Annotated in this window: 26 protein-coding genes; 20 read left to right on the top strand and 6 right to left on the bottom strand. The window is 45.1% G+C overall.

Going from position 1 to position 24,595, the window contains the following annotated elements; translation table 11 throughout:
• Positions 1-3 precede the first annotated feature (3 nt).
• On the top strand, positions 4-873 hold the full coding sequence (locus tag IX95_RS09065; protein WP_038158963.1) for a YjjW family glycine radical enzyme activase: 870 nt from the start codon (positions 4-6) through the stop codon (positions 871-873).
• Here the strand turns inward: IX95_RS09065 and IX95_RS09070 are convergent.
• Positions 870-1,781, bottom strand: coding sequence for a LysR family transcriptional regulator (locus IX95_RS09070; RefSeq protein ID WP_038158967.1), 912 nt, complete (start codon positions 1,779-1,781; stop codon positions 870-872). The two genes, IX95_RS09065 and IX95_RS09070, sit on opposite strands and share 4 nt — an antisense overlap.
• A gap of 164 nt (positions 1,782-1,945) precedes the next feature.
• On the opposite strand from IX95_RS09070, the gene IX95_RS09075 reads away from it, so the two are divergent.
• Both IX95_RS09075 and IX95_RS09080 read left to right on the top strand, forming a co-directional pair.
• Positions 1,946-2,512 carry a nucleotidyltransferase family protein gene (locus tag IX95_RS09075; RefSeq protein ID WP_038158972.1) on the top strand — a complete coding sequence of 189 codons (567 nt, stop codon included), beginning with the start codon at positions 1,946-1,948 and terminating at the stop codon, positions 2,510-2,512.
• A 47-nt stretch (positions 2,513-2,559) separates the two neighbouring features.
• Positions 2,560-3,054, top strand: a complete 495-nt coding sequence (locus IX95_RS09080) for an EF-hand domain-containing protein (protein ID WP_019275127.1) — start codon at positions 2,560-2,562, stop codon at positions 3,052-3,054.
• Positions 3,055-3,117: 63 nt separating this feature from the next.
• Here IX95_RS09080 and IX95_RS26820 read toward each other — a convergent pair whose 3' ends face one another.
• The gene (locus IX95_RS26820; RefSeq protein WP_235202605.1) at positions 3,118-3,417 is read right to left on the bottom strand and encodes a helix-turn-helix domain-containing protein; all 300 of its coding nucleotides are present in this window, start codon (positions 3,415-3,417) and stop codon (positions 3,118-3,120) included.
• Between the two features lie 567 nt (positions 3,418-3,984).
• Between IX95_RS26820 and IX95_RS09090 the strand changes: the two genes are divergently transcribed.
• Positions 3,985-4,326, top strand: a complete 342-nt coding sequence (locus tag IX95_RS09090; protein WP_038158976.1) for a DUF7709 family protein — start codon at positions 3,985-3,987, stop codon at positions 4,324-4,326.
• A 44-nt stretch (positions 4,327-4,370) separates the two neighbouring features.
• Here the strand turns inward: IX95_RS09090 and IX95_RS09095 are convergent, their stop codons facing one another.
• Positions 4,371-5,474, bottom strand: coding sequence for a phosphoribosylaminoimidazolesuccinocarboxamide synthase (locus IX95_RS09095; protein WP_038158979.1), 1,104 nt, complete (start codon positions 5,472-5,474; stop codon positions 4,371-4,373).
• Between the two features lie 196 nt (positions 5,475-5,670).
• On the bottom strand, positions 5,671-6,066 hold the full coding sequence (locus IX95_RS09100) for a SulA-like leucine-rich domain-containing protein (protein ID WP_038158982.1): 396 nt from the start codon (positions 6,064-6,066) through the stop codon (positions 5,671-5,673).
• Between the two features lie 464 nt (positions 6,067-6,530).
• On the opposite strand from IX95_RS09100, the gene IX95_RS09105 reads away from it, so the two are divergent.
• The 11 genes from IX95_RS09105 (at position 6,531) to IX95_RS09155 (ending at position 17,892) form a co-directional block, all read left to right on the top strand.
• On the top strand, positions 6,531-7,403 hold the full coding sequence (locus IX95_RS09105) for a DMT family transporter (protein WP_038158984.1): 873 nt from the start codon (positions 6,531-6,533) through the stop codon (positions 7,401-7,403).
• A 114-nt stretch (positions 7,404-7,517) separates the two neighbouring features.
• The gene (locus IX95_RS09110; protein WP_006962462.1) at positions 7,518-8,294 is read left to right on the top strand and encodes an MBL fold metallo-hydrolase; all 777 of its coding nucleotides are present in this window, start codon (positions 7,518-7,520) and stop codon (positions 8,292-8,294) included.
• Between the two features lie 116 nt (positions 8,295-8,410).
• Positions 8,411-9,076 carry a response regulator transcription factor gene (locus IX95_RS09115; protein ID WP_038158988.1) on the top strand — a complete coding sequence of 222 codons (666 nt, stop codon included), beginning with the start codon at positions 8,411-8,413 and terminating at the stop codon, positions 9,074-9,076.
• 2 nt (positions 9,077-9,078) lie between these two features.
• Positions 9,079-10,467, top strand: coding sequence for a histidine kinase sensor domain-containing protein (locus IX95_RS09120; protein WP_038158991.1), 1,389 nt, complete (start codon positions 9,079-9,081; stop codon positions 10,465-10,467).
• Between the two features lie 287 nt (positions 10,468-10,754).
• Positions 10,755-12,851 carry a TonB-dependent siderophore receptor gene (locus IX95_RS09125; protein ID WP_038158994.1) on the top strand — a complete coding sequence of 699 codons (2,097 nt, stop codon included), beginning with the start codon at positions 10,755-10,757 and terminating at the stop codon, positions 12,849-12,851.
• A gap of 175 nt (positions 12,852-13,026) precedes the next feature.
• On the top strand, positions 13,027-13,791 hold the full coding sequence (locus IX95_RS09130) for a DUF3450 domain-containing protein (protein ID WP_006962454.1): 765 nt from the start codon (positions 13,027-13,029) through the stop codon (positions 13,789-13,791).
• 1 nt (position 13,792) lies between these two features.
• Positions 13,793-15,151, top strand: coding sequence for a MotA/TolQ/ExbB proton channel family protein (locus IX95_RS09135; RefSeq protein WP_038158997.1), 1,359 nt, complete (start codon positions 13,793-13,795; stop codon positions 15,149-15,151).
• Entirely contained in the window at positions 15,151-15,708 is a 558-nt protein-coding gene (locus IX95_RS09140; RefSeq protein ID WP_006962451.1) for a MotA/TolQ/ExbB proton channel family protein, read from the top strand. Before IX95_RS09135 ends, IX95_RS09140 begins: the two co-directional genes overlap by 1 nt.
• Positions 15,705-16,109: an ExbD/TolR family protein gene (locus IX95_RS09145; protein ID WP_019275114.1), complete on the top strand. Its 405-nt coding sequence runs from the start codon at positions 15,705-15,707 to the stop codon at positions 16,107-16,109. Before IX95_RS09140 ends, IX95_RS09145 begins: the two co-directional genes overlap by 4 nt.
• Entirely contained in the window at positions 16,109-16,726 is a 618-nt protein-coding gene (locus IX95_RS09150; protein WP_021457092.1) for an energy transducer TonB, read from the top strand. Before IX95_RS09145 ends, IX95_RS09150 begins: the two co-directional genes overlap by 1 nt.
• Entirely contained in the window at positions 16,723-17,892 is a 1,170-nt protein-coding gene (locus IX95_RS09155; RefSeq protein WP_038159004.1) for a tetratricopeptide repeat protein, read from the top strand. Before IX95_RS09150 ends, IX95_RS09155 begins: the two co-directional genes overlap by 4 nt.
• Before the next feature lie 46 nt (positions 17,893-17,938).
• Here IX95_RS09155 and IX95_RS26825 read toward each other — a convergent pair whose 3' ends face one another.
• Complete coding sequence (locus IX95_RS26825) at positions 17,939-18,163, bottom strand: hypothetical protein (protein WP_019275111.1); 225 nt, start codon at positions 18,161-18,163, stop codon at positions 17,939-17,941.
• Between the two features lie 347 nt (positions 18,164-18,510).
• Here IX95_RS26825 and IX95_RS09165 point away from each other — a divergent pair, with 347 nt between their 5' ends.
• From IX95_RS09165 to IX95_RS09185, 5 genes are all read left to right on the top strand, one after another.
• Positions 18,511-20,130: a sensor histidine kinase gene (locus IX95_RS09165; protein WP_038159007.1), complete on the top strand. Its 1,620-nt coding sequence runs from the start codon at positions 18,511-18,513 to the stop codon at positions 20,128-20,130.
• The gene (locus tag IX95_RS09170; RefSeq protein WP_006962438.1) at positions 20,127-20,807 is read left to right on the top strand and encodes a response regulator; all 681 of its coding nucleotides are present in this window, start codon (positions 20,127-20,129) and stop codon (positions 20,805-20,807) included. Before IX95_RS09165 ends, IX95_RS09170 begins: the two co-directional genes overlap by 4 nt.
• Before the next feature lie 107 nt (positions 20,808-20,914).
• On the top strand, positions 20,915-21,676 hold the full coding sequence (locus IX95_RS09175) for a substrate-binding periplasmic protein (protein WP_006962436.1): 762 nt from the start codon (positions 20,915-20,917) through the stop codon (positions 21,674-21,676).
• A 36-nt stretch (positions 21,677-21,712) separates the two neighbouring features.
• A complete protein-coding gene (locus tag IX95_RS09180; protein ID WP_038159010.1) occupies positions 21,713-22,519 on the top strand; it encodes a hypothetical protein in 807 nt (268 codons plus the stop codon).
• Between the two features lie 97 nt (positions 22,520-22,616).
• On the top strand, positions 22,617-23,282 hold the full coding sequence (locus IX95_RS09185; protein WP_019275108.1) for a DUF2726 domain-containing protein: 666 nt from the start codon (positions 22,617-22,619) through the stop codon (positions 23,280-23,282).
• Positions 23,283-23,301: 19 nt separating this feature from the next.
• Here the strand turns inward: IX95_RS09185 and IX95_RS09190 are convergent, their stop codons facing one another.
• Positions 23,302-24,345, bottom strand: a complete 1,044-nt coding sequence (locus IX95_RS09190) for a GGDEF domain-containing protein (RefSeq protein WP_038159013.1) — start codon at positions 24,343-24,345, stop codon at positions 23,302-23,304.
• Positions 24,346-24,595 lie beyond the last annotated feature (250 nt).

Here is a 24,595-nt window from a genome sequence, read left to right on the forward strand (position 1 = left end):
CATATGAGCGAAAGGCAGGCCATTGTTAGCCGTATCCTCAAGTTCTCGTGCGTGGATGGACCAGGTAATCGACTGGTCCTTTTCCTACAGGGGTGCAATTTTAACTGCATTAACTGCCACAACCCCCATACGATTAATTATTGTAATCACTGTGGGGATTGTGTCGAAGGGTGCCCAGAAAATGCGCTGTCATTCGACACAAACCAGAAAGTCGTATGGGATGAGAGCAAATGTACGCATTGTGATCAGTGCATTGATGTTTGCACATATCGTTCTAGCCCTAAAGTGCGTCACTACTCGATATCAGAAATTGTCGAGCTGATAAGTGAACAAAAGTGGTTTATCAGCGGTGTCACGATATCCGGTGGCGAAGCGACAATGCAGCTGCCTTTTATTATCGAGTTATTTAAACGCATCAAATCAGACAAAGAGCTTTGCCATCTTACTTGTTTCATTGACAGCAATGGCTACCTAGGTGAGTCTGGTTGGGATAAGGTTCTGCCTTATCTTGACGGTGTAATGATTGACCTTAAGTCTTGGCAGGAAGAGACACATCACTGGTTGGTTGGGCGTGATAATCACAAGGTGGTTCACTCAATACGCTATTTGGCAGATGAGCAGAAGTTGCATGAGCTTCGCTTACTACATATACCGAACAGAAGTGATTTGGACAAAGAAGTCACAGAAGTTGCACGCCTTATTAATACGCTGCCTGACAATGTTAATGTGAGGCTAAATGCGTTTCAGCATCATGGCGTGATGGGTGAAGCGCTAGAGTGGCCGAAATGTACAGAATCGCAAATGTTGCAGTTTCATGATGCTTTGCGGCCACTGATTCACCAAAACATCCAGCTACCTAGTGTTTATGTCTAAACTGGTTTAATCAGTAGAGAGTGCAACCACTTCAGAGCTGGGTCGTTTAGGCTCGCTTGGTTCCAGACCAAGCTGTAAGCAACCTTTCCATAGGAAAAAGGAAGAGGCTTTTGGATCAGAGTTTCTGCCTGCAGCGATCTCTCTGCCCACATTTTCGAACAAGTCAGTAACAACTCAGTCTGGTGACAGATAACCGCCGCAGAGCCAAAATCAGCGACGGAGATAGCGATGTTTCTCGACGTGTACTGCTGGGTAAGTTTTTGCTCAAAGTACGGGGCGGACAAATCCTTATCCAAAATGCCGATGTGTTGGTAAGTGAGATACTGTTCAGTGTTCATCGATTGGTTAGCCAGAGGGTGCGTTGGGCCCATCAAACAGACCATTTCATCCTCCTGAATTTGCTCCCAGACTAGGTCGCGACTGCGTGTTGGCGGTTGGCTGATGTCGTGTGGCAAAATCATAAAATCAACTTGTCCACGCAGCAGGGCATCAAAGCTAAGTTGTTCCTTAGCGAAAATCTGGATGTTAGCTGACGTTAACTCACGACCGATTTCGGTAATTCGTTCGGAAAAAAGCTCGAAGGTACTCTCGCGCATCGATAGCGATACCGTTCCGGAAAAATTCTTCGGTTCAAACTCCCCTTGGTGGAGGATTCCGTTCATACAAGCAAGGATCTTGTGTACGTCTTTGGCAACGGACAGCGCAAAGGGGGTGGGGACCAATGACGTTCCTTCTCGATAAAAAAGTTCATCCTTAAGTTGTTCTCTAAGCTGGCTGAGTGTTTTACTGACGCTTGATGGGGTAACACATAAAACTTGAGCGGTTCCACTGACACTGTGCGTACTTAATAGTACATGCAATACCGTCAGGTGCTTTAAGCTGATTCGAGAAAGGGCAACATAATCCATTGAAAAGGCCAGAAAAGAAAGACGGGCAAGTTATACCTTTGATGGCTTAAATTAGATACGAGCCTGATCAAAAATTCTGTCAGTTGTAAGTGGTCGATTTATCTAAGAACCGTTTAACCACGCCATGCTAGGATTAGGCAGAGTGAGAAATTCCGAAGGATAAAATGGAAAACTACAGCGACAAGATAATCCAGTGGATTGAAAAAGACAGTTTTCGGATGCGCGCTTTAGCGTGTGTTGCTGAATCTGAGATCCCCCATGCTTTTTTAGCCGCAGGATTTGTCAGAAACCTAGTGTGGGATGCGCTACACCACAAAGAAACCCCGACACCACTCAATGACCTTGATGTCATCTATTTTGATTTGAATGAATCTGACCCAGAACGATACAAGGCCTACGAATTGGAGCTTCAGGAGTTGATGCCGGACGCGAACTGGCAGGTTAGAAACCAAGCCATGATGCATGAGCGCAATGGTGATCGCGCGTATACGGATTTGATTGATGCCATGAGTTTCTGGCCGGAAAAAGAAACCGCGGTGGCAATTAGACAGCTTGCGCGTGGAGAATACCAGTGCCTTTCATCATTTGGTTTTGATAGCTTGTTTGAACTGAAAGTGTCGCATAACTCAAGCAGGGATATAGCAATTTTTAAGCGCAGACTTCAATCTAAAAACTGGCTTACGATATGGCCTAACCTCATAATTGATATAACAAACACTAATGATCAATAGCTGCACTAAACTCTTATATGAGAGGTTTACTGTTCTAGGAGTTTATCATGCAGCGTTATTTGAACATTTTATTGGTGCCTTTACTGTTCATATCTCCATTAGCGTTATCGGATGAAGATGCGCAGCAAGAGGAGAGTAATGCGACGAAGTCACCACCTGAATTTTCGTCTATGGATACCAATGAAGACGGCCAGATATCTAAAGAAGAGTTCGACCAATTTCGTAAACCGGAAGGTTCTGAAGATGAAGAGGAGTCTGAGAATGAAAGCGGTTTAAGTGCCTTTTCATCGTTCGACAAAAACAGAGATGGCTTTGTTTCAGAAAGTGAACTTGCCGCCCATGCAAAATATTCGAATCCAGGTAATGGCACAGGCGAACTAAAAAATAAGCCTGATAGCGGTGAATCTGAAGCTAGAAGTAACAGCAGCAATGGCAAGGGCAACAGTGGCGGGAAAGGAAATAGCGGCGGAAATAAAGGTGGTGGTAACAAAGGAGGAAGTGATAAAGGGGGCAACAAAGGCGGTAAAGGCAAAGACAAGTGAAGACATATAGAACATCGCACTTGCTAGTATTTGCTTGTGCGGTGTTCTCCCAGATATTAAGGCTCATTGATTAAAATACACACTGGGAGTGACGCCAAAACGCGCTTTAAAAGCAGTGATAAAGCTGCTGGTATTACTGTAGCCACAAGACAGTGCGACACAAGTGATACTTAAGCCTTTTTCCAACATAGGCAATGAGCTGACGAGTCTGGCTTGTTGCCGCCAGAAGCCAAAAGCCATCCCAGTTTCTTTCTTGAACAGCCGACTCAAAGTTCGTGTGCTGGTACCAAAATCATGCGCCAATTCTGTTTGCGAGCGGGCGTCATCTGGTGCTGCTAATAGGGTATCGGCGATTTGGCGCATTTTTGCCTCCTTGGGTAGAGGTAAATAGAGATTACTCGCAGGAGCAAGGTGAATCTCATCCAGCAGGACTTGAAACTGTCGCTGTTGAGGCGCTGTCATCGCTGATAAGTCGAAATGGGTAATTCGCTCAATGAGAGCTTGAATAAGGGTGTTGGATTGAATGACCTTCGCTTGTTGCGGAAAGGCATTGAGCCAAGTTAAAGGTACTTAGATCATGACTGCTTCTATGTCAGCCACAACATCAGATCTGTGTTGTAAATGGGGAGGAATCCAGCCTAGGCATGCGGGAGTAATCGTCCATTGCTGATCACTTGTTTCAATCGTAAATATACCCTTGTTCAACCAGTAAAGCTGCGCATACTCATGCTGGTGCCATTCGGTTTCGGATGCCGCTGGGTGATGAATCTTCAATAATTCAATGCAATTCATATGGCGTAATAAGTAAATATTATGTCTATTTAAAGAAATTATGCCTGCTCGTTAGCCGTTATTCTATCCCTGTGTTTGAGGTTTCAAGCGTTATGACTTGGCAACCTCACGTAACAGTAGTTAAAAGAGGATTGAAAAATGGATAAGAATACATCTCTAGCGCAGCAGCTTTCGGCGGTTAACCACAAAATAGTTGCTGAAGGTCAGGTACTGCCGATCGTAACATTGAAAGATGGCACTAAGATTCCAACCGGAACCGTTGGGGCGATGCTACACAATATAATCAGATACAACGAAGGGGAGCGTGGCGAAGTTGTGCAGGATTTAAAATTAGCCATTCCAGCATTGGCAAGCTTTGGGTTGTTTGAATTGTTTACGCCAGAAGAATGGATCCTAGGGGATAATCCGGGCCGTTGCTTTGTAGGGCGTTTGGCTCAGGCTTACATTGAACAGGGAACCGTAGAAGGTTTTAAGGGATAGTAAGTTAGAGAAAGACGCCCAAGTGATGACTTGGGCGTCATTGATTAGTCAACCAAACCGTATTCTCTGCTCAGTACATCGATAATTTCTTGTTTCGGATTGGCACTCAGTTTGATCGGTTGCCCGGTGATCTTCTCTGCGATGCCTGTATAGGTCTGTGAAATGTCCATCAGCGCCTCAAGCGGAAGCTCGTTATCGCGAGCTAAAGCTTCACGTTCGGGCATGCGCTCTTTGTTAAGCAGAATATCAGGGTCAGGGAAGTGGTTAAGTAAGAACTGGCGGAAGCCTTCTTTAGAGTTTTCAACAATATGGCCGTTTTTGTATTCTTGCTCATCCCAAATACGAGAAGAGTCTGGTGTGCCCACTTCATCCATGTAAATCAGCTTTTCATTGCCTGAGGCATCGTGCACATAACCAAATTCAAACTTGGTATCAACGAAGATTTGCTCAACTTGAGACAGAGCATTACTGATCACAGCAAACCCTTCGCTCAGCAGTTTTTCATACAGGCTGATATCGTTCGCGCTAGAGAAGTTGAACGCAGCAAAGTTATCTTCGATGTTCTGACGCGTGATATTCACATCGTCAGCTTCAGGGACACCGGGAATGCCTTTCAGAATGCCTTTAGTTGACGGTGTCATCAAAAGTTCAGGTAACGCGGTGTCTTTCTTCAACCCTTCTGGCAGCTGGATTCCGCAGAAGTCACGCTCGCCTTTGTCGTAAGCGCGCCACATTGAGCCAGTAATGTACTGACGACAAATCGCTTCAATCATGATTGGTTTCGCTTTCTGCACGATCCAAACTAAAGGGTGAGGAATATCCAAGATATGGCTGTCCGCCAGACCGTTCTCTTTGAAGAGCTTAAACCAGTGATTGGAAATCGCGTTGAGTGCCGCCCCTTTACCGGGAACGCCCTTTAATCCGCCTTGCCCGTGCCAGATACAGTCGAATGCAGAGATGCGGTCGCTGATGACCATGATGGCAAGCGGTGCATCTTCCGCAACATCGTAGCCTTTTTCCTTAATCAGACGTTGGCTGTCTTCCTCTGTTAGCCAGTATACAGAGCGCACTTTTCCACTATGAACGGGTTTGTTGGTACGAATGGGAAGATCATCATTAACAGCAAGAACTTGATCAGCGAGACTCATTTAGACATTCCTATCTTTGTCAAAAATGGAAGGTTGCCCGTGAGAGGCAATCGATTTGCAGAGAATCATACCAGAACTAAATTAACCTTCCAGAGAAAAAGCAAACGTTTGCTTATAAATGTTCTTTAGGAATTAGAAATTAGTTAAAAACAAAAAAGCCTCTCGAAAAGAGAGGCTGAAGACAGTGCAAATGAAATTAGTGGAATTGATTGAACTGGCTTTCGACAAAGAAGACTTCGCAATGGAATTGGCTAGCGAGATCACCAAGCAATGATTGTTCTACGAGTTGAATATTATCTGATGCGACAACGGCGCTGGCATTACCGGATTTAATTGCTTTGACTACGATTTCAAACTCGGACTGTGTTTGCGAAGATTTCATCTGAATGATCTTTTTACAACTGACATTGTACGAAGAGAACTGTTCGTAATCTGGACGAGGGCATTCGGCAGTGAACAAGATCCATTGTTTCTGGTTAGACAACCCTGCTAAACGGCTGAGCGTCGAGTCTGCAATGTTCATTGGTTGCGTTGGTTGAGCCAATACATTGAATTTAGAAACTGAGCGATTTGTAGTGTGTACCTGAAACATTATTACTGTCCTTACATACATGCTGTATGCCTATACAGTAGTTTGATTGTGCCAGTTGATCAAGCAATATTTGTTGTCTTTTTGTACGTTTATTTTGTGTGGCACCTGAGGCTTGTTATTTAACTGTTTGTTTTTAATTGTTATTTTTCATTCCGGTTGTAGCGATGTGATGAGATAGAAGTATGAGGAAATGTGATCTAAAACACTATTTTTCATACAGTGTTATACAGTGGTTTTCGAGGCGCTTGAATAACGTCTAGTGATGCGGAAAGTAAAGAAATGCACATGTTGAGTATCATGTGACCTTTGTATCGGGGATTCTTTTCATCAAGTGCCACCATATTCTCTGCATATATAATATTGGTCACGAAAATAGGATTAGACTTTTCTTGGTAATTCTTGAACAAATCTGAGACTATCGGAAATTCCCGAATTAACAGAATAATAATTAAAGAGAATTTGTATTGAACTCAGAAAGCAAAGCCGCTTGGATTCTTGTTGCCACTACCGCATTGGCCGGTTTAGGGTGGATTTTTTCCAAAGAAACGATTCAAGGTTTACCGCCATTTGGCTTTGTCGGTTTACGCTTTGTGGTCGCTTCAATATGTTTACTTCCTTTCTGTTTCAAATCACTCAAACAACTCAGCCTAAAACAGCTTGCTCAAGCAATGGGTGGCGGTTGTATTCTGGCGCTTGCGCTCCTTGCTTGGGTACATGCTATCGCAGTCAGTGAAACCCTTGGTGAAGGGGCGTTTATTGTTAGCTTATCTATGATTATTGTTCCTATTGTTGCTTGGGCGCTGTACAAGGAGCGGCCAAAGCGTGCGTTCTGGATTGCGATGCCGATTGCGGTATCCGGTCTGGCATTTCTTTCTTTACAAGGAGAGTGGAACAGTTCAGCTGGGCAACTCTGGTTCTTAGCCAACGCCTGCCTACTTGCTTTGCATTTCAATGTGAATAGCCGACTAGCACAAAACCTACCGGTACTGACACTGACTTGTATTCAGCTATTTGTTACTGGCGTTATTGCTTTAGTGGCTTCCGCTTTATTTGAGACAGTACCTGTTAGTGTGGATGCCAGCATTTGGGGCTGGTTTGCCGCCAGTGCCGTTCTTGCGACCAGCTTGCGATACGTGATGCAGACGCTTGGCCAGAAACACAGCAATCCAGGAAATGCAGCCCTTATCATGCTACTTGAACCGATCTGGACCGTGATACTCAGTATCCTTTGGTATGGCGAACAGCTCTCGGCCAACAAACTGCTAGGGTGTAGTTTGATTTTACTCGCTCTGATTTTCTACCGCACAGATGGACGTCTCTTGAGACTCAAACGCTAATCCTCATATTTGACTAACTGGTCCGATGTCACATCATGGAGTATTTGCTCTGTTCATTTATTGGCTTATTGCTAAATTGGAAAATGTAAATACATTGTTAAATTGGCAGTTCGAATGAAGCTTCATACCATTGATGGTTATATTCAGAAAATGTACTTAGCCGAGTATCCAGATAAGCTGATGCTACTGGATGGGGCGAGTAGGGCAGATGTTCCATATTTAGAGCGCTACATCACTGAAACGCTCGGGAAGCCTTTTCATTCCCTTAAGGTGGTGGTGGTGACCCACATGCATCCAGATCACGCCGGAGCCGCTCACAAGCTGAGAGAGCTGACGGGCTGCAAAATTGTATCAGCTGAGAAAGACAAGCAATGGTACGGTGGATGGGATGGTATATTAATGCACTTGACGGATCTGGCTTTGGCTCGTTGGGTCGCAGGGAGAATGAAGCGTCCTAAGCGAAAATTATGGTATTCACGAAACCTGCACCCTGATATTAAGCTCACCGATGGGCAAGCCATTCCCTGCTTTGAAGATTGGAAAGTGCTAGAGACCCCAGGTCATACTGATCGAGATCTATCTCTTCATCATGAGCAGCAAGATATCCTTTATGTCGCCGACTTAATGGTTGAAGTGAAGAAACGACTGATCGCCCCTTTTCCTATTTTTCATCCGAACAAGTACCGCCATTCCCTCCATCGTGTCTACGAAATGGAACCTAAAACTTTGCTACTCGCTCACGGAGGCGAGGTCCAGTTTGATCAAAGCGCTTATGATCATTTACTCAAAGTCGCGCCGCGCACTCCTGCCACCCATTGGCGAGCAACGAAAGTGAAGTTACGTGGTTTACTTGGTGCGTTGTGGGCATTTGGAGTGAAGAAAAAGCGCTGAATGACAGCGGATTTGAACAAGAAATAGCATAACAATGGGAGTGGATACAGAACGGTATTGTCACTGATAATAATGCAGATTAGAATGCGAAATCTTTTCATTTGCAATATAACAAGATGTCCCGAATTCTAGTCGTTGATGATGATATTGAACTGTGTGCACTGCTGGTGGATGTACTCTCTGCGGAAGGTTATCAAGTAGAGAGTGTTCATTGTGGTGAGAGCGCGCTGCAATACATTGAGAAAAAGCCTGTTGATCTCGTCCTCCTTGACGTGATGTTACCTAAACTCAACGGCATGCAGGTCGCCAAGCGTATCTGCCAACGATTTGCCACGCCGATATTGATGCTAACGGCACTGAACGATGAAGCGTCTATGCTTGACGGTTATCAGGCAGGTGCAGACCAGTACATTGCTAAACCTTTTAAAGTACCTGAGTTACTGACCCGCATTAAAGCAATTTTCCGTCGAGTTGGATTGGAAAAACAGCGCCAATCAGGCTGTCAGAGCAGTGTAGGTTTTGCTGAACACCTGTCCGGTGTACCACTGACGGGTACAGAATCCGATCTACTCAACTATCTTATGCGTAATGATGGAGTGGTTGTGTCCAAAGCAGAGCTTCAGATTGAAGTACTGAAAAAAGAACTCAGCCCCTTTGACCGAAATCTGGATATGCATATCAGCAATGTTCGCCGCAAGTTGGTTGAAGCGGGTTTGTCGAAACAACACATCAAAACAGTGCGTGGCAAAGGCTATAGCTTTGTCGACTCTGTCAGGGGCTAGCCGTGTTTTCTCTTCGATGCCCTGAGGCCATTGCAACGCGTAAGGATGCACTGGTCTTTCAATTATTCAGCTACATGTCCGCTGTTATCATTTCAATTTTGCTTCTTCAAGCTGTCGCGGAGCAAGCGTTAATGAAAGCGGTACTAAAAGTGCCGCCAGCCCTGAAAGCGCAGATGTTAACGTTAGCTGAAGAGGCTAATGTACTGATCGAAGAAGGGGACATGGACGACTTAGCCGATTGGGCAAATGCGCAACCCTTTTATCTGTTCGTTTTGAATGAAGAGAACAAGCCGCTTTCTCATCGTCAGATGCACCCACATTTTGAATTCAAGCTGCGTTTCTTGCGTGAGCTCGATGGATCACTCAATGATCAAGTCAGCAAACCCCTGATAGGTATCCCGCTTAGAGAAAGAAACACTTTGGTTATTCAGCTGCCTAGTGAGGTGCATCCGGCTCACCGTTTTATTGTTTATCTGACGGTGAGCAAAATTATCATCGCCATTATCATGCTGATTCTTTTTTCTCAGATATTGGCGCGCAAGTTACAAAGGCCTCTTGATCGATTACGTGAAGCAAGTAACAAGCTTTCTCAGGGCAATTTTCGAGTCAATGTCGTTAGTGAGCTGAACTCCAATATTACCGAGTTTAACCAGCTCGCCCATGATTTTGATGGCATGACCCAAGAGATTCATTCACTGGCTGAGAAGCAGAGAAGGTTGATTCGAGACGTGTCTCATGAGCTGAGAACGCCTTTAGCTAGGCAAAACTTAGCGCTGCATCTACTACGCAGAAAAGCGGGCGAAGAAGAGCAAGCTTTGGTTGAGCGACTAGAAAAAGAGGTCGATGAAATGGATAAGTTGGTCGGTGAGATCTTAGAGTTCAGCCGATTAGAGAACTCTCGTTACGTGACTGACGTTCAGCCTGTCTGCCCAGAAAGTATTGCGAATAAGCAAGTAAACCAAAGTCGACTTCAGCTGGGAGCGGAGCAAAAACTGGTTCTCAATGTAGCGCCCTCTCTTCCTATGTTACATGCTGACGAACGTTTAATTTTGCGCTGTCTTAGCAATCTAATATCAAACTCAATGAAATATGCAGGGTTGGATGCACACATCGAGGTGTCGATTAAAGCCTCTTCTGAACACGGCAATCAGTATTTAGTGTTTGACGTCGCGGATGATGGGCCGGGTATTCCTGAAGCTGCGTTAGAGGATATCTTCAGCCCATTTACTCGGATGGAGTCGGCACGCGACAAGCAGTCAGGGGGCTACGGTTTAGGATTGGCAATTGTCAAAGAAGCCATGACTTTGATGAAAGGCGAGGTCAGGGCGCAGAATCGTTCGCCTCATGGCCTGAGTATTCAGCTCTATTTTCCAACAAAAGCACAGCCTTAATGGCTGTGCTTTTCATTATGGATGTCAGTGTTTTCTGTATTTATACCCTTGTAAGCAAGAGAGTGTTGCCGATGTTGCGGTAAGTTTGACTGCTCTCAGAACAAAATTATTATTCCGCACACCTGTAGAGGCTTTCATTCACCGGTGAACTTAATATTTATGTATCGATAAATTTACGAATGCAAAGAATGTAAATTTAATGCAAATGATATTGGTTATCACTTATATTCTCGCCGAAATAATTAGTCAGGCGGCTTTTGGGGTCGTCATTTAATTCGGAGATGAATATGTTTACTAAGAGTCAGTTAGCACTGGTCATCGGTGCTGTATTAGCTGCACCTTCAGTTAGCGCGCAAACCACTCAGACTGATGAGCACATGGTTGTTGAAGGCCGTGAGTATGGTTATAAGGCTGACACAAACTCGACATCAATGCGTATGGAAATGAGCCAGTTGGAAACGGCTGGTCAAGTTACCGTCATTGATAGTCAGGTGATAGAAGAACAGCGTGCAACGACTCTTGGAGATGTTCTGAAAAACGACGCTAGCGTGAGCGCGGGTGGCACAGGACGTAACCGTGAGCGCTTCTCACTGCGCGGCTTTGACGTTCAAAGTTCTTCTGGTTTCCTTCGTGATGGCCACCAACACTGGTCTCACTACCGCCAGCCTGTCGAATTGCTGGAACGAGTAGAAGTACTAAAAGGGCCGTCTGGTCTTCTTTACGGCATTTCAGCTCCGGGTGGCTTAATCAACATGGTGGCAAAGAAGCCAACATACGATACTCAGGTTCAAGTCAGCCAAGATATCGGTTCAGATGACCAGTCTCGTACCATGGTAGATGTGAGCGGGTCACTCAATGACGCTCAGACGCTGCGAGCTAGAACTATTGTATCGAAAGAGAGCTACAGTTCATGGCGCACGTATGGTGATGGCTCAAAACCTCAAACTGAGCGACTTGTCGCTGGTCTGTTCGTTGATTACGACGTAAATGACGATATCACAGTTTCTGTTCACTACGACAAAACCAACGATAAAGGCAGCGTTGACTCGGGTGCAGTTTATACGCTGGACGGCCAACTGGTTGGCAGCAAAGAGCACATCTGGGATGCACAATGGTCTGAGATTGAAAATGACGTAGAAAACATTGGTTTCAACGTCAACGCAACGCTGACGGATGTATGGAGCCTGAAAACAGGTTACAACTATCAGGATTTTGAGCGTGTAGATATTGAAAGCTACCCGGGATTCTCTAACCTAAATTCTGATGGAACAGGCACTGTATCTCATGGTGGTAGCAACCGTCATGATAAGTGGCGATTCCGCACCGCTTATGTTGACCTAGTTGCGAACACTGAGATGTTCGGTGTCGAGCACCAATTCCTAATGGGGTCTAACTGGTTAGGTTACAGTTATGATCGCAACCAGAAAGGGTTCAATAGTCAGGATGTGGCGCCAGGCGAATCCGCATCTGTTCCAACATTTAGCGGGAGCGATAAAGTGAGCCACAGCGCTTACGATACTTGGGGTTTCTATGCTCAGGATATGGTGACGCTGAACGAACAATGGCAGGTTATTGCAGGCCTGCGTTTTGACCGTAAAGTCGCAAATGGTGTTGCAGAAGAACACGTCGCTCCAAAATTGGGTGTGATTTACCACCCAGCTGACAATGGTAGTGTTTACCTGTCTTACTCAGAAAGCTTTGAGCCTCAAGGTCAGGTATCAAGCGGAAGCCGTACTTACCTCAACGATGGTGCTTTGCTGGATGCGAAAACAGGCGTTTCCTATGAGCTAGGGACTAAGTGGGAGCTGCTGGATAATCGTCTGTTTGTTTCTGGTGCTGTATTTGATATCACTCAGGAAAACATCTCGATGGATGTTGAAGACACAGCAACAGGGAATTACATCAAGACTCAAAACGGTCAGCAAGAACACCGCGGCGCGGAATTGTCAGCACAAGGCTTTGTGACAGAGCGTTTATCGCTAACGGGTTCGGCTATGTACTTAGATGCTGAAATCACACAACACGAGACTTATGCAGGGAACCGCCCTGTGGATGTACCTGAGTTTGCGGCGAGCGTTTGGTCCAGCTACGCGGCAACCAACGAAGTTGATCTCAATGTCGGTGTGATTTACGAAGGTTCTCGCTACGGTGACGATGCGAACACGTTCAAGAAAGATGCTTACACACGTGTCGATATGGGTATGGCCTATACGCTCAAATACGATGAAAACCTTGATATGGTGGCTCGCCTGACGGTCGAAAACGTGTTTGATACAGATTACCTTGCTGGTGGTGGTTCAACATCTTCAAAACACGCTTATGCAGAAGACGTCGTGATTGGTGAAGGTCGAAACTATATGGCAACTCTACAAATCAAATACTAAAACACAATACGGTTAATCAACTTTGATACATTAGGGGAAAGGCATGGTCTTTCCCCTAAATGCATATTGAGCATATGGTTGATTGAAATTTTATGTAATCGCGTTACTATGTCGTGCGAGTGAAAATGAGATTGCTTCTCACTAATCAGTTTGACATCATTGAAAATTACACGTTATGAATCTATTTAAAACCAGTTTGGCGTTGATGGTTGCGACAGCAGGCTTCAGTGCAACGGCCTCGAGCCTTGATAGCGCTCAATCCATTCAAAGTAAAACCAATTCCTCATCCGCTGCGAGTCAGAAACGTATTGATGTCAGTGCTGAAAATACACTTAGCCTTCAAGCTGAAATTGAACAACTTCAGGAAGAAGTAAAAAACCTTGAGGTTTATCGCTCTCACCTGACGGCGTTAGTTAAAAGCCAAGAGCAGGAAGCGGGTAATCTTGAAAATCAAATTGATGAGATAAAAACCACTCGTCAGGGTGTAGTTCCACTGATGTATCAGATGATCGCCGGTCTAAAAGCGTCGATTGCTGATGATATGCCGATCAAACAAGAGCAGCGCCAAGAGCGTGTCGCGAAGTTGGAAAAAATGATGACTCGCGCTGATGTGAGCGATGCAGAGAAGTATCGTCGTATTCTAGAGGCGTATCAGATAGAGCTTGATTACGGTACCAAACTTGGTTTGTATCAAGACCAGATTGCGGTAAGTGAGGGCTCGCGTGAAGTCGACATCCTTCATCTTGGTCGCGTTTCACTGGTAGCTCGCAGCCTGAACGGCACGAAATTCTGGTCATGGAACCAGTCAGATAAACAGTGGCAGAGTGTCGATAGCTCGATGAAATCAGAGTTAGACAAAGCGTTTAACATCGCAGCGAAGCAAGCGGCGCCAAGCTTGATTACTCTCCCAGTTTCTCTAAACGTTGCGGAGGCGAAATAATATGAAACGTACGTTAATTGCTTCCCTTATCGCTCTTGCTGGCCTGTCGTTTAACACTCAAGCTTCTTCTGAGTTGGCCAACAAAGCTCAGGCTGAAAACCAACAGCAAGCGAAACATAACGTCGCTCGCGAGTCAGGTTTTAAGCAGACTGAAAAAGAACTTAAAGCGCTCAAAGCACAACTGATCAAGCAGCGTGACGATTTGCAAACGCAAAATGACAAACTAGCGGCAAAGTTCAGTGACAACGAAAATACCTTGGCTCGCCTAGAAGAAAAACTTCGCTTAGAGACAGGAAGCCTAGGTGAAGTATTTGGCGTTGTGCGTCAAAACGCCAAAGAGTTGGAGTCTGAACTGCAGTACTCAGTGACCTCAGCAGATGCACAAACTCATGCCAGTGTGGTTAATGAGATTGTCGCAGCGACAAAACTGCCTTCTATGTATCAACTTAATGGTCTTTGGAAAGCGTTGGAAGAGCAGATCAAAGCCAGTGGTGAAGTGGCATCAACTGAAGTCCGTTTTGTTAACGGTGACGGGGTGGCTCAAAGCGAATCAGCCCTTCGACTTGGTTCGATTGGCTTAGTTGGAGCGCAGGGCTACTTAAACTGGAATGCCGCAAAAGGTGAAGCTCAGGCTTATATTAAGCAACCTGAGCAAGCGCCAACCATTTCATCTCTTTCTCCTTTAACAAATGGGCAGGTTGAGAACATTGTTCTTGATCCTTCTCGTGGTGTGATGCTGGAGCAACTGGCGCACAGCCCAAGCCTGATGGACAGACTACAAGCTGGTGGTGTGGTAGGTAAGATCATTCTTGGTCTGCTTGCGATTGGCTTGATCATAGCTGTAGTACGTGGCGTGAGTTTGTCTATTGCTCGCCAGAAGATTCGTGCTCAACTGAAGTCACCTCAAAATCCGGGTAATAACCCACTTGGCCGTGTGTTATCCGTTTACGGCAAAGAGAAAAACCTCAGTGTTGAAGCGCTTGAATTACGTTTGCTTGAAGCTGTCGTTGATGAGCAAGCAACGCTGGAAAAAGGATTGTCCATGCTCAAACTGTTGGCTGCTTTGGCACCAATGCTGGGTCTTCTGGGTACGGTTACGGGTATGATTGAAACGTTCCAGGTCATCACTCAGTTTGGCAATGGTGATCCTAAAGTCATGGCAGGTGGTATTTCGATGGCACTTGTGACCACCGTACTTGGTCTTGTTGCCGCTATGCCTCTTCTTCTGGCTCACAATATTCTGAGCTCGCAAGCCGAAACGATTCGCAACATCCTTGAGAAACAGGGAATCTCTCTAGTCGCTGAACAAGCGGAGAAAGATCTCAAGCCATCTCAGGAAGCGCTAGGGAATATTGCCTAATGGATGCAATATTTGCATTGTTACCTGAAGCATTAGCTGGCAGTGACTGGCTACTCTCGTTGCAAAACTTTATGCAGCAGGGTGGTCAGGTGCTGTGGTGGCTGTCTGGTGTGGTAGCGTTATGCTGGTTATTAATTCTAGAGCGCATCATTTATCTGTTTGTCGAGTTTCCAAAGCATAAAGCAAATTGGGTCGACGCTTGGCGTGAACGGAGCGACCAAACTTCTTGGTATGCTCGCTCTATCCGTGAAGGGTGGTTATCACAAGCGCACAGCCAGTTATATCAAAACCTGAACATCATTAAGGTTCTGGTTGCCATTTGTCCAATGTTGGGTTTGCTGGGCACAGTGACGGGTATGATCTCCGTTTTTGATGTCATGGCTAACCAAGGTAGCAGTAACCCTAAATTGATGGCTTCAGGCATCTCACTCGCCACATTACCAACAATGGCAGGTATGGTGGGCGCATTAACAGGCATGTTTTTCTATGCGCGATTAGTGAAAGCCTGCCAGTTGAGAGAAATTAAATTAGAAAAATCTTTAAGGAGTCAGCGATGAGACTCGGTCGACGTCACCATAAACAAGATGAAGCTCAGATTGACCTTACTTCTATGCTTGATATCGTTTTTATCATGTTGATCTTCTTCATCGTTACCAGCTCGTTTGTACGTGAATCTGGTGTTGAAGTGAATCGCCCTCAGGCATCTAATGTGGTGAGTCAGAAGGACGCTGGCATTTTTGTCGCGGTCACTTCTGCAAACGACATTTATATTGATAAGCGAAACGTTGATATTGAACGTGTACAAGCGACACTAGAGCATTTGTTGCTGGATAAACCTGACGCTTCGCTGGTTATTCAGGCCGATGAACATGCCTACAGCGGTACTGTAGTGAAAGTAATGGATGCGGCGAAAGGTGCAGGTGTTAAGAACATAGCGCTGGCAGCGGAGAAGAAGTAGTGGGACGTTTGTTAATTGCAACGCCACTGGCTGCCGCATGTGCGTTAGCTATTTTCAGCTTTATGGCATGGATGGTGGACAGCGGTCATCGCAGAGCTCCTGAGCCAAGCGAGTCGCTGAGCTTTAATATGGTGATGGTGGAAAATGAGCAGGATGTTCAACGTCGCCAGCGAACGGTGCCAGAGCAACCGAAAGCACCAGAAGTGCCAGAGCAGATGCCAACTTCTCAAGCCAATACTGAATTGTCGCAGATTTCACCGATTTCTCAGCCGTCGCTTGGTCTGAATACCAGCATTGAAGGTTTGGCGATCAGCGCACCAACGTTTGGTGACTTTGGCGTCAACCAACAAGTAATGCCTTTATATCGAGTCGAGCCTCGTTATCCAGCCAAAGCCCTAAAGCGTAAAGCAGAAGGCTATGTAATCCTGAAATTCACTATCGATCCTACGGGTAAGCCGCGAGATATCGATATCGTCGAAGCCAATCCAAAGCGCATGTTTGAACGCAATGCAATACAGGCGCTTCAGAAGTGGAAGTATCAGCCTAAAGTGGTGGATGGAACCGCTGTATCTCAGGAAAACCAAACTGTCAGACTGGAGTTTAAGTTAGCCAAATGATGAAACGATTAGCCCTTATCGCTTTGCTTCTGGCTTCGCCATTAACCGCGGCTCAGGAGCTGACTCAATACACTGCGGTTCGTGTTCAGAAAGCAAATGCACTCGCTCAGGAAGAACAGCTGAAAGAGGCGATTACTTTACTTAAAGAAATCGACACCTCGCGCGACTACGACAAGGCATTTGTCGCTCGTATGTTGGCAGTGTTCTACTGGCAAGACGGCAACACCAAGCAAGCCATTTTGAAAATGGAGTATGCGGTTGAAAGTGGTCTACTGCGTGATGAACAGGCGTGGATCAGCCAACGTATGCTGGCTGATCTGTACCTTAATGACCAGCAGTTTTCTAAGGCGCTTAAGCACTATTACCAGTTAGTTAAGTCGGTTCCTGAAAACCAAAAAGCTCAGGATTTGTGGTTGCGAATTGCACAGTCGCACTATCAACTAGAGCAATGGGATAAAGTAGTACCTGCGATCGATAAGTACCTAAAGGTCGAGAAAAAAGAGATTCTTCAACCGCTATCACTCAAGCTGGGTGCTCAACTGGAGCTGAAACACTGGAGCGCAGCTATTCCGACCCTTGAGTTACTCATCAGTATCCAGCCGGAGAAACTGAGCTGGTGGCGCCAACTGGTTGGCTTGCAAATGAAAGTCGGCAAGGACAAAGAGGCGCTCGATACCTTGGCTCTGGCCAAAATCAATGGGTTACCGCTGAGCCAGAGCGACAGACGTATGCTGGCCCAGATGTATGCCAAACGTGGTATCCCAGAAAGGGCAGCGATTGAAATAAGTGAGCTGGATGGAGCGCAAACGGATGTTCAGTTGCTGTCAGAACAGGCAACATACTGGCAGTTGGCGAAAGAGTGGGATAAATCTCTATCTATTTGGAAGCTAGCAGCCGAGAAAGATGCTAAGTATAACTGGAGTGTCGCTCAACTCATGGTTCAGCAAGGCTATTACAAAGATTCTTTGTCGGTGCTAGATAAAGTGAAAGGCCGTGAAGCAGACGTGGCGCTAGCCAAAACGCGAGCTTTGTACAAATTGAACCTGCTTGAGAAAGCGCTGGTGCAAGCGAAAAGAGCTAACAATATCGAACCATCAAGTCAGGCGAAGAGTTGGATTAAATACTTGTCTCAACTCAGGGCTGCCGCTCAAGAGGCGACAGGGTAGTAGATTTAAAAAAGGGAAGCAATTTGCTTCCCTTTTTTGTTGTCGCTTACTTTTGATTGAAGCAGACATATTCCGCTCGCCATAGTAATTGCTTGGAGGATTGAATCGTCGTCAACAGTTCCTGACCGGATAATTGCGGAAAGGCATGCAGAACCTTCACGTCGTTATCTAAGTCGGACTTTTCATAGGCCCTTACGTGAGTAAAGGTGCTGGACAGATTACGTGACAGCATAGATTTTGACAGGCAGATACCAAACATATCCCGTTTCATCGTCTTTCCCTCTGACATTGTATTGTGGACGGTTATTTATCGTGTTTTTATTAGTACTCACTGCCCACTTCTAGCGTTCCTACATTTTTCATGCTCAATAATTATACAGTCTAAATAAGTAAGTAGTACAAAAAATGTTCTAAAACTCTTGTGATCAAAATCAATTATTCCACTGGTTTTATATCAAAGTGTGTTTAAAACTATCAAACAACACATAAGACGAATTGTTGGGAGTGACTCAATAACAGGAGGGAATGGTTAGGATAATAGGCCTCACAAAATAGCGCCCAGTAACTCGTATAAATGTTAATTGGATGTTAGCCTCGCTAGGTTAAATGGGAGAGTTTATGAAATGGAGTAGTATCAGCTTTCGCAAGCGAATGCTGATTATCATGACGCTTTCTGGCTTGATTGAATTGTTGTTGCTTGCTGCCGCAGGCTTCTTCTACGTTAAGCAAGAGCAGGAAGAAAAGATGGGGAAGCAAGCGCTTGGTGTCGCCTCATTTTTGGCAAACTCTCCCTTCGTCGTAAAAATGATAGAAGATGGTGGTGGCTCAGAATATCAGCTTCGATATCGTAATCTTACCGAGTTAATTGGCGCTGCGTTTATTGTTATTGGCGATAAGGACGGTATTCGCATCATCCATCCTATTGATGAACGCATTGGCAAACCAATGAAAGGGGGCGATAACGATCGTGCTCTGATTGAAGGTAAGAAATACGTTTCTTTCGCCCAAGGCTCGTTGGGTTACTCCGTTCGAGGGAAAGCGGCCGTTTTTGATTCGGATGGCAATATCATAGGTGTGGTGTCGGTTGGCTATCTCATTGACCGCCTTCAGGATCGACTTGAACCTTTTCTGATATTTTTGATTTTAATGGCGTTATTGGTGGTTGCAGCGAATGCTATTGTCTCAAGCTATGCATCTCGGCGTTTCCAGAAAGCGATCCTTGGCTTTGAACCTGAAGAAATCGGTCGTTTGTACGTTGAGCTAGACGTGACGATGGAAACGCTTAAAGAAGGCATTTTGAGCATCGATCAGTCAGGCAAGCTGCGTTCAATTAACAAGAGTGCGTGCCACATATTGGGTTTGGAAAAGTCTCAATGCCTGAATAAGCCGTTAAAGGAAGTATTGCCTGAGAGTGACCTTCATACTGTTCTGACGACAGCTCACACCGATCACGACATAAATCTTTATCTCAATAAGCAAAGATTAATTGCAAACCGCAGCCCGATTATTGTTGAAGGAAAAGTGGTGGGGGCCGTATCGAGCTTTCGCTTGAGGGATGAGTTAAATGAACTTTCTGAGCAGCTAGCGAAAACCAAAGAGTACGCAGAGATGCTTCGCTCTCAGACTCATGAACATCGCAATAAGTTGAACACTATTAGTGGTATGGTTCAAATGGGTGAGCTGGACGCGGTTCAGCATCTGATTGGCCAGGAAACCGCGCATTACCAATCTTTGATTGAGTTCTTACGTGAAACCGTCAAAGAGCCATTGATCGCAGGCATGCTGCTGGGCAAGACGGAGCGTGCTCGAGAGCTTGGGCTTGAACTTATCGTCGAAGAGGGCTCCCGACTTGAGCCTCTGCCTGAGCGGATTAATGCAGAAGATCTTGTGACTATTTTGGGCAACCTTATTGATAACGCTTTTGATGCCACGCGCAGCGCGATTACTTTGGATGCCATGTTTGCCCCAGTACGAAGACAAATTGAAGTTTCCATTGGTGATTTCGGGAATGAAATCATTCTCGAAGTCACGGATCAAGGTTGTGGTTTACCCGAAGATCTTTCAGTAGAGCATTTGGTTGAACGGGGTGTGTCAACCAAAGACAAGTCGACCAGAGGAGTGGGCCTCTACTTGGTGAATGAATTAGCAGTGCGCTATCACGGCGCGCTGGAAATCACGAATAACGAACAGCATGGAGCTAGAATGACAGTGTATTTACCGAAGGAAGAGCAGGTATGACATCCGTAACACGAGTGATGATTATTGAAGACGATCTCAACATTGCTCAATTACATCAACGTTATCTGGAACAGATGGAAGGCTATGAGGTTATCGGGATTGCCACTACGAAAGTCGAAGCTGAGATACAGCTTGATGTGTTGAACCCAGATCTCTTGTTACTTGATGTGTATCTTCCGGATGGAACAGGGTTGGAGCTTTTACAGGAACTGCGTGCCCGCAACCAAAGCTGCGATGTCATTCTTATTACCGCAGCTCGTGATGTCGATACACTGCAACAGGCGATGCGTGGTGGTGTTGTCGACTATCTACTTAAGCCTGTTGTATTCCCAAGGCTGGAAGCAGCATTGAAGAAATACGTAGTACAAAAGCATCAGTTCACGAGCGCTTCGGATCTTGACCAAAATTTGGTGGACAAGATGCTACAGAGCCCATCTACTGCAGAATCCAGTGTTCAAAGGTTGCCTAAGGGTATCGACAGTGTCACTCTCGACAAAATACGTGCGTTGTTTTCTGGTGCAGAAAGTATCACAGCAGATGAAGCAGGAGAACGCATTGGTGCGAGCCGTACAACAGCTAGACGCTATCTAGAATACCTTATCAGCTCTGGTGAACTAGTGGCTGATCTTAACTACGGCACGGTCGGGAGACCCGAACGCTGCTATAAGCGATCGTAACTACAACTTTCGATTAGAAAATTCTCGCCCAAATTACCTAGACGTATTTTGCATCCGCCTCTAAAGTTTATTGATAGATGTGACACTATTTACTGTTAGAGGCGGCTATGAAATCTTTACTCAGCCTGTCTCTATCGCTCTTGTTGTTTTCATTTCCGATTGGAGCGATAGAGCTCAATGAACTTCAGTTTTTGACCGAAGAATACCCACCATACAACTTTACCCAAGATGGTGAAACAAAAGGCATTTCGATCGATTTGCTGATTGCTGCTGCTAAATCTGAGGGGATAGAAATCAAGAAAGAAGATATCAAGGTTCAGCCGTGGGCTAGGGCATACCGAACCACACTGATTAAGCCTGATGCGGTACTGTTTTCGACTACTAGGACAAGGTTGCGTGAACACCTGTTCCAATGGGTGGGACCTTTGAGTGAAACGCGGATCGTCGTTATGGCGAAAAAGTCCCGTCAAATCAGTATCGAGAACACAATCGACTTTGCTCAATATCGGATTGGAGTCATTCGGGACGACGTGGGTGAACAGCTGATGTTAGAGCTTGGCGTGCCGAGAGATTCAATGCAGGAGAACTCTGTAGCTGAGACTTTAGCTCAGCAACTGGCTAAAGGGCGTATTGATCTTTGGGCATATGAAGAAAACGTCGCTAAGTGGTGGATCAAGCAAATCGGATACGACACCAGCGATTTTGAGGCAGTGTTTGTGCTCAGAGAAGGGGAACTCTACTATGCTTTTAATTTAGCGGTAGATGAAAAATTAACTGAGAAGCTACAACGCGGTATCGATGAAATGAAAAATACCATCGGTGAAGCGGGTATGTCTAAGTATCAGGAGATTGTTGATACCTATCGCTAAAGCACTTTGGTTGAAATCAAATCAGGAAGCGGCGGTATGCGTATAATCGTCATTTTGCTGTGCATGATGTGCCAGCACGTTTTTGCAAAAAATGAAATTGAACTTACTTTGCCATCTCAGATGGATGGCGGTCATGTCTTCTATCATGAGTTGCTTTACAGAGCATTAGGCGATGCAGGTTACAAGGTCACAATATCAGTTCCTCAAGATCATATTCCTCAAAAGCGTGCGACTAAAATGGTTGAAAGTAATCAGCTGTCTTTAACTTGGCTGATTGAGACAGAAGAAAGAAATCAGCAGTATGTACCAGTCAAGGTACCGCTAACCAATGGTCTGATTGGTAAACGTGTGTTGCTCATTCCACCTCAATTGCAGAATGAGTTTAACACTATCAGGAACTTGAAAGACTTGCAGGATTCAGGTCTGATCGCAGGGATGGGAATGCAATGGTACGATGTGGCGATTTGGCAGGCTAATCAACTGCCAGTGCATTTAGAAGATGGTGAGTGGAGGGCACTTTACTCCAAACTCACTCCAAAAGGCGATGTGAACTACTTTCCGAGAGGGATGACCGAAATTCTAGGAGAAGCAGCACAAAACCCCCACCTAGCGATAGAACAACGCCTACTTTTAAATTACGAGAAAGACTTTTATTTCTATCTATCAGATGAAGCTGCGGGTTATCGCCAGATTTTGGAGCAAGCGTTAAAGCAAGCCAAAAACAGTGGCCTGATAGATCGATTGGTACGTAAGTACTGGCAGCAGACGTATGAACAAATTAAACCCGATGATCGGGTGGTGATCAATCTGGCTTTACCCGAGGCTGGATCCCACAAACAATAAGCCATTCCTACATAAACACTGACATATCCCCTAAGTTAGCGTATAAATTCTTTAAGAGTTTCATACATTTCCTAAGTGGTGGAGTAGATAAAGCGAAATGGAAAGTGTTTTCATCGTTGTCGTTTTGTTGGTTTTATTTTTTGTCTTTGTGCAAAAACGTTATTTGAAACAAGATGAGTTAAAAGACAGTGCCTATAAGAAAAAAGGCCCCTTGATGAATATGCAGGAATCGGCATTTTACAATGCTCTGATGACTGCTGTAGGCCAGCATGGCATTGTCATGGCTAAAGTAAACATGGCAAATATTGTTGCCCCTCTGGCTACTGATAAAAAGCAGTGGTTTATCGCCAATAACCGCATTGCTAAGAGTTACTTTGATTACGTGGTTTGCGACCCGCGCACACTTCAGGTTCGTGTAGCAATCGAATTGGATGATGGCAGGACACTCGATAAAGGCAAAATAGAACGCCAAAAGCTATTAATGCACGTGTGTAAGTCGTCAGGCATTCCCTTAATCGGCACTTCCGTTAAACACAGCTATCAGGTTGGCAAGTTGCGTCGTCTTCTGGCGTCTCATATCGATTTGATCGAACCAGAGAAAGAGATACGTTTCTGTAAGCGTTGTGGCAGCCCTATGGTGATTAAGACTGCTTCTCAAGGGGAGTTCAAAGGTCGTCGTTTCTTTACCTGTAGCCGCCAACCTCAGTGTACCTATACAGAAAACTACAATGTTGTGTTTGATGAAGATGACTCAGAAGGCTAATTACTAAAAGTAACTGTTATCAAGAGCAGGTCATTATGGCCTGCTCTTTTTGATTGCATACCATGACTTGGTTACGCCCGTTCTTCTTGGCCTTATACAGCTCTTTATCTGCTTCTTTCAGTACGCTTTCGAGATCATTGTAGAGATCACACTGATAAATCCCAATACTCGCCGTGAGAGATATTGGCTGCTCATTGTTGTTGAATCGGTAGCGTTCAATCGCCATTCGGATTTGTTCAGCCTTAATCATGGCATGTTGAATATTAGTGTTATGTAGAGCGATGCAGAACTCTTCTCCACCAATGCGATACACCAAGTGTTCATCGCTTAATCCATCAATGAGTGCTGCTGTCTGAACGAGCACCTTATCACCAATGTCATGGCCGAATTCGTCATTGACTTGTTTAAAGTAATCCAAGTCCAAAACCAGAAGCGACAAAGGTAGTGTTTCACTTTCTTGTCGGTAGCGGTCAAAGTTATGAATTAAGGCGTGGCGGTTATAGACACTAGTGAGAGCATCACGTGAAGCAAGCTGCCCCAGTGATGCCTCTGATGTCTTACGCTTGACCTCGAGAATGTGGCTGGCGAGCCAGACACTCAGATAGGCGAGAGCAAAATTAACGATGAGCTCAAAATAGCTAACAACACCATCGACGAACGATTTATCAACCACAAGGAATAGCTGGCTAATGAAGCCCATCATGGTCGCAACAAATCCATACCGTTTACCCAGAATAAGGTAAAACAGAACCGGGTAGAGAAAACTCCAGAGGAACAAACCATTTTCTATCGGGTATGTCAGCGTCGTGAAATAAACCAAACCTATGATGCTATAGACGTAGCAGTTTGAGAGTAAAAGGGAAGCAGTGCTTCGGTAGCTATTGAAAGCGACATAGAGAGAAAAGCTACAAAAAAGACTCTGAATGATCGCCAAGAGGTGATAAACGCCAAAAAACACATTAAGAGTGGCAATAATCAATGACATCAGGGCAAGAAGCATACTTAGCCAGAACAAGACTGCTCGACGTAACTGTCTGGAAGGGTTAAATATGTCAAGCTCCATCTTGAGTAGCCTTTGTAGGAATATGCCTAAGTATGAATATCAGACAATAGTATGCTTTTCGTATGGGGAATCAAGCATAAGACTGAACAAGGATCACACTTTAAAGACTATAAATGATACAGCGTATTAAAACTATACAGGTATTATGTGCGCAAGTTAATGTAATGTATAAGAAATAGTCAATTTATATCATCTTTTTACCAGTCTATACTTAATCAGAAAATTATCAAATAGTGGAACTAGTATCACT

This window comes from Vibrio sp. B183 (assembly GCF_000740665.1).
Lineage (GTDB): Bacteria > Pseudomonadota > Gammaproteobacteria > Enterobacterales > Vibrionaceae > Vibrio > Vibrio coralliilyticus.

Coding starts and splice junctions, on each gene's coding strand:
- IX95_RS09095 (WP_038158979.1), bottom strand. CDS start 5,474: ATGAGTCTCGCTGATCAAGTTCTTGCTGTTAATGATGATCTTCCCATT.
- IX95_RS09175 (WP_006962436.1), top strand. CDS start 20,915: ATGAAATCTTTACTCAGCCTGTCTCTATCGCTCTTGTTGTTTTCATTT.
- IX95_RS09115 (WP_038158988.1), top strand. CDS start 8,411: ATGTCCCGAATTCTAGTCGTTGATGATGATATTGAACTGTGTGCACTG.
- IX95_RS09100 (WP_038158982.1), bottom strand. CDS start 6,066: ATGTTTCAGGTACACACTACAAATCGCTCAGTTTCTAAATTCAATGTA.
- IX95_RS09135 (WP_038158997.1), top strand. CDS start 13,793: ATGAAACGTACGTTAATTGCTTCCCTTATCGCTCTTGCTGGCCTGTCG.
- IX95_RS09180 (WP_038159010.1), top strand. CDS start 21,713: ATGCGTATAATCGTCATTTTGCTGTGCATGATGTGCCAGCACGTTTTT.
- IX95_RS09170 (WP_006962438.1), top strand. CDS start 20,127: ATGACATCCGTAACACGAGTGATGATTATTGAAGACGATCTCAACATT.
- IX95_RS09070 (WP_038158967.1), bottom strand. CDS start 1,781: ATGGATTATGTTGCCCTTTCTCGAATCAGCTTAAAGCACCTGACGGTA.
- IX95_RS09080 (WP_019275127.1), top strand. CDS start 2,560: ATGCAGCGTTATTTGAACATTTTATTGGTGCCTTTACTGTTCATATCT.
- IX95_RS09075 (WP_038158972.1), top strand. CDS start 1,946: ATGGAAAACTACAGCGACAAGATAATCCAGTGGATTGAAAAAGACAGT.
- IX95_RS09130 (WP_006962454.1), top strand. CDS start 13,027: ATGAATCTATTTAAAACCAGTTTGGCGTTGATGGTTGCGACAGCAGGC.
- IX95_RS09110 (WP_006962462.1), top strand. CDS start 7,518: ATGAAGCTTCATACCATTGATGGTTATATTCAGAAAATGTACTTAGCC.
- IX95_RS09145 (WP_019275114.1), top strand. CDS start 15,705: ATGAGACTCGGTCGACGTCACCATAAACAAGATGAAGCTCAGATTGAC.
- IX95_RS26820 (WP_235202605.1), bottom strand. CDS start 3,417: ATGCGCCAAATCGCCGATACCCTATTAGCAGCACCAGATGACGCCCGC.
- IX95_RS09090 (WP_038158976.1), top strand. CDS start 3,985: ATGGATAAGAATACATCTCTAGCGCAGCAGCTTTCGGCGGTTAACCAC.
- IX95_RS09165 (WP_038159007.1), top strand. CDS start 18,511: ATGAAATGGAGTAGTATCAGCTTTCGCAAGCGAATGCTGATTATCATG.
- IX95_RS09185 (WP_019275108.1), top strand. CDS start 22,617: ATGGAAAGTGTTTTCATCGTTGTCGTTTTGTTGGTTTTATTTTTTGTC.
- IX95_RS09140 (WP_006962451.1), top strand. CDS start 15,151: ATGGATGCAATATTTGCATTGTTACCTGAAGCATTAGCTGGCAGTGAC.
- IX95_RS09190 (WP_038159013.1), bottom strand. CDS start 24,345: ATGGAGCTTGACATATTTAACCCTTCCAGACAGTTACGTCGAGCAGTC.
- IX95_RS09065 (WP_038158963.1), top strand. CDS start 4: ATGAGCGAAAGGCAGGCCATTGTTAGCCGTATCCTCAAGTTCTCGTGC.
- IX95_RS26825 (WP_019275111.1), bottom strand. CDS start 18,163: ATGAAACGGGATATGTTTGGTATCTGCCTGTCAAAATCTATGCTGTCA.
- IX95_RS09125 (WP_038158994.1), top strand. CDS start 10,755: ATGTTTACTAAGAGTCAGTTAGCACTGGTCATCGGTGCTGTATTAGCT.
- IX95_RS09155 (WP_038159004.1), top strand. CDS start 16,723: ATGATGAAACGATTAGCCCTTATCGCTTTGCTTCTGGCTTCGCCATTA.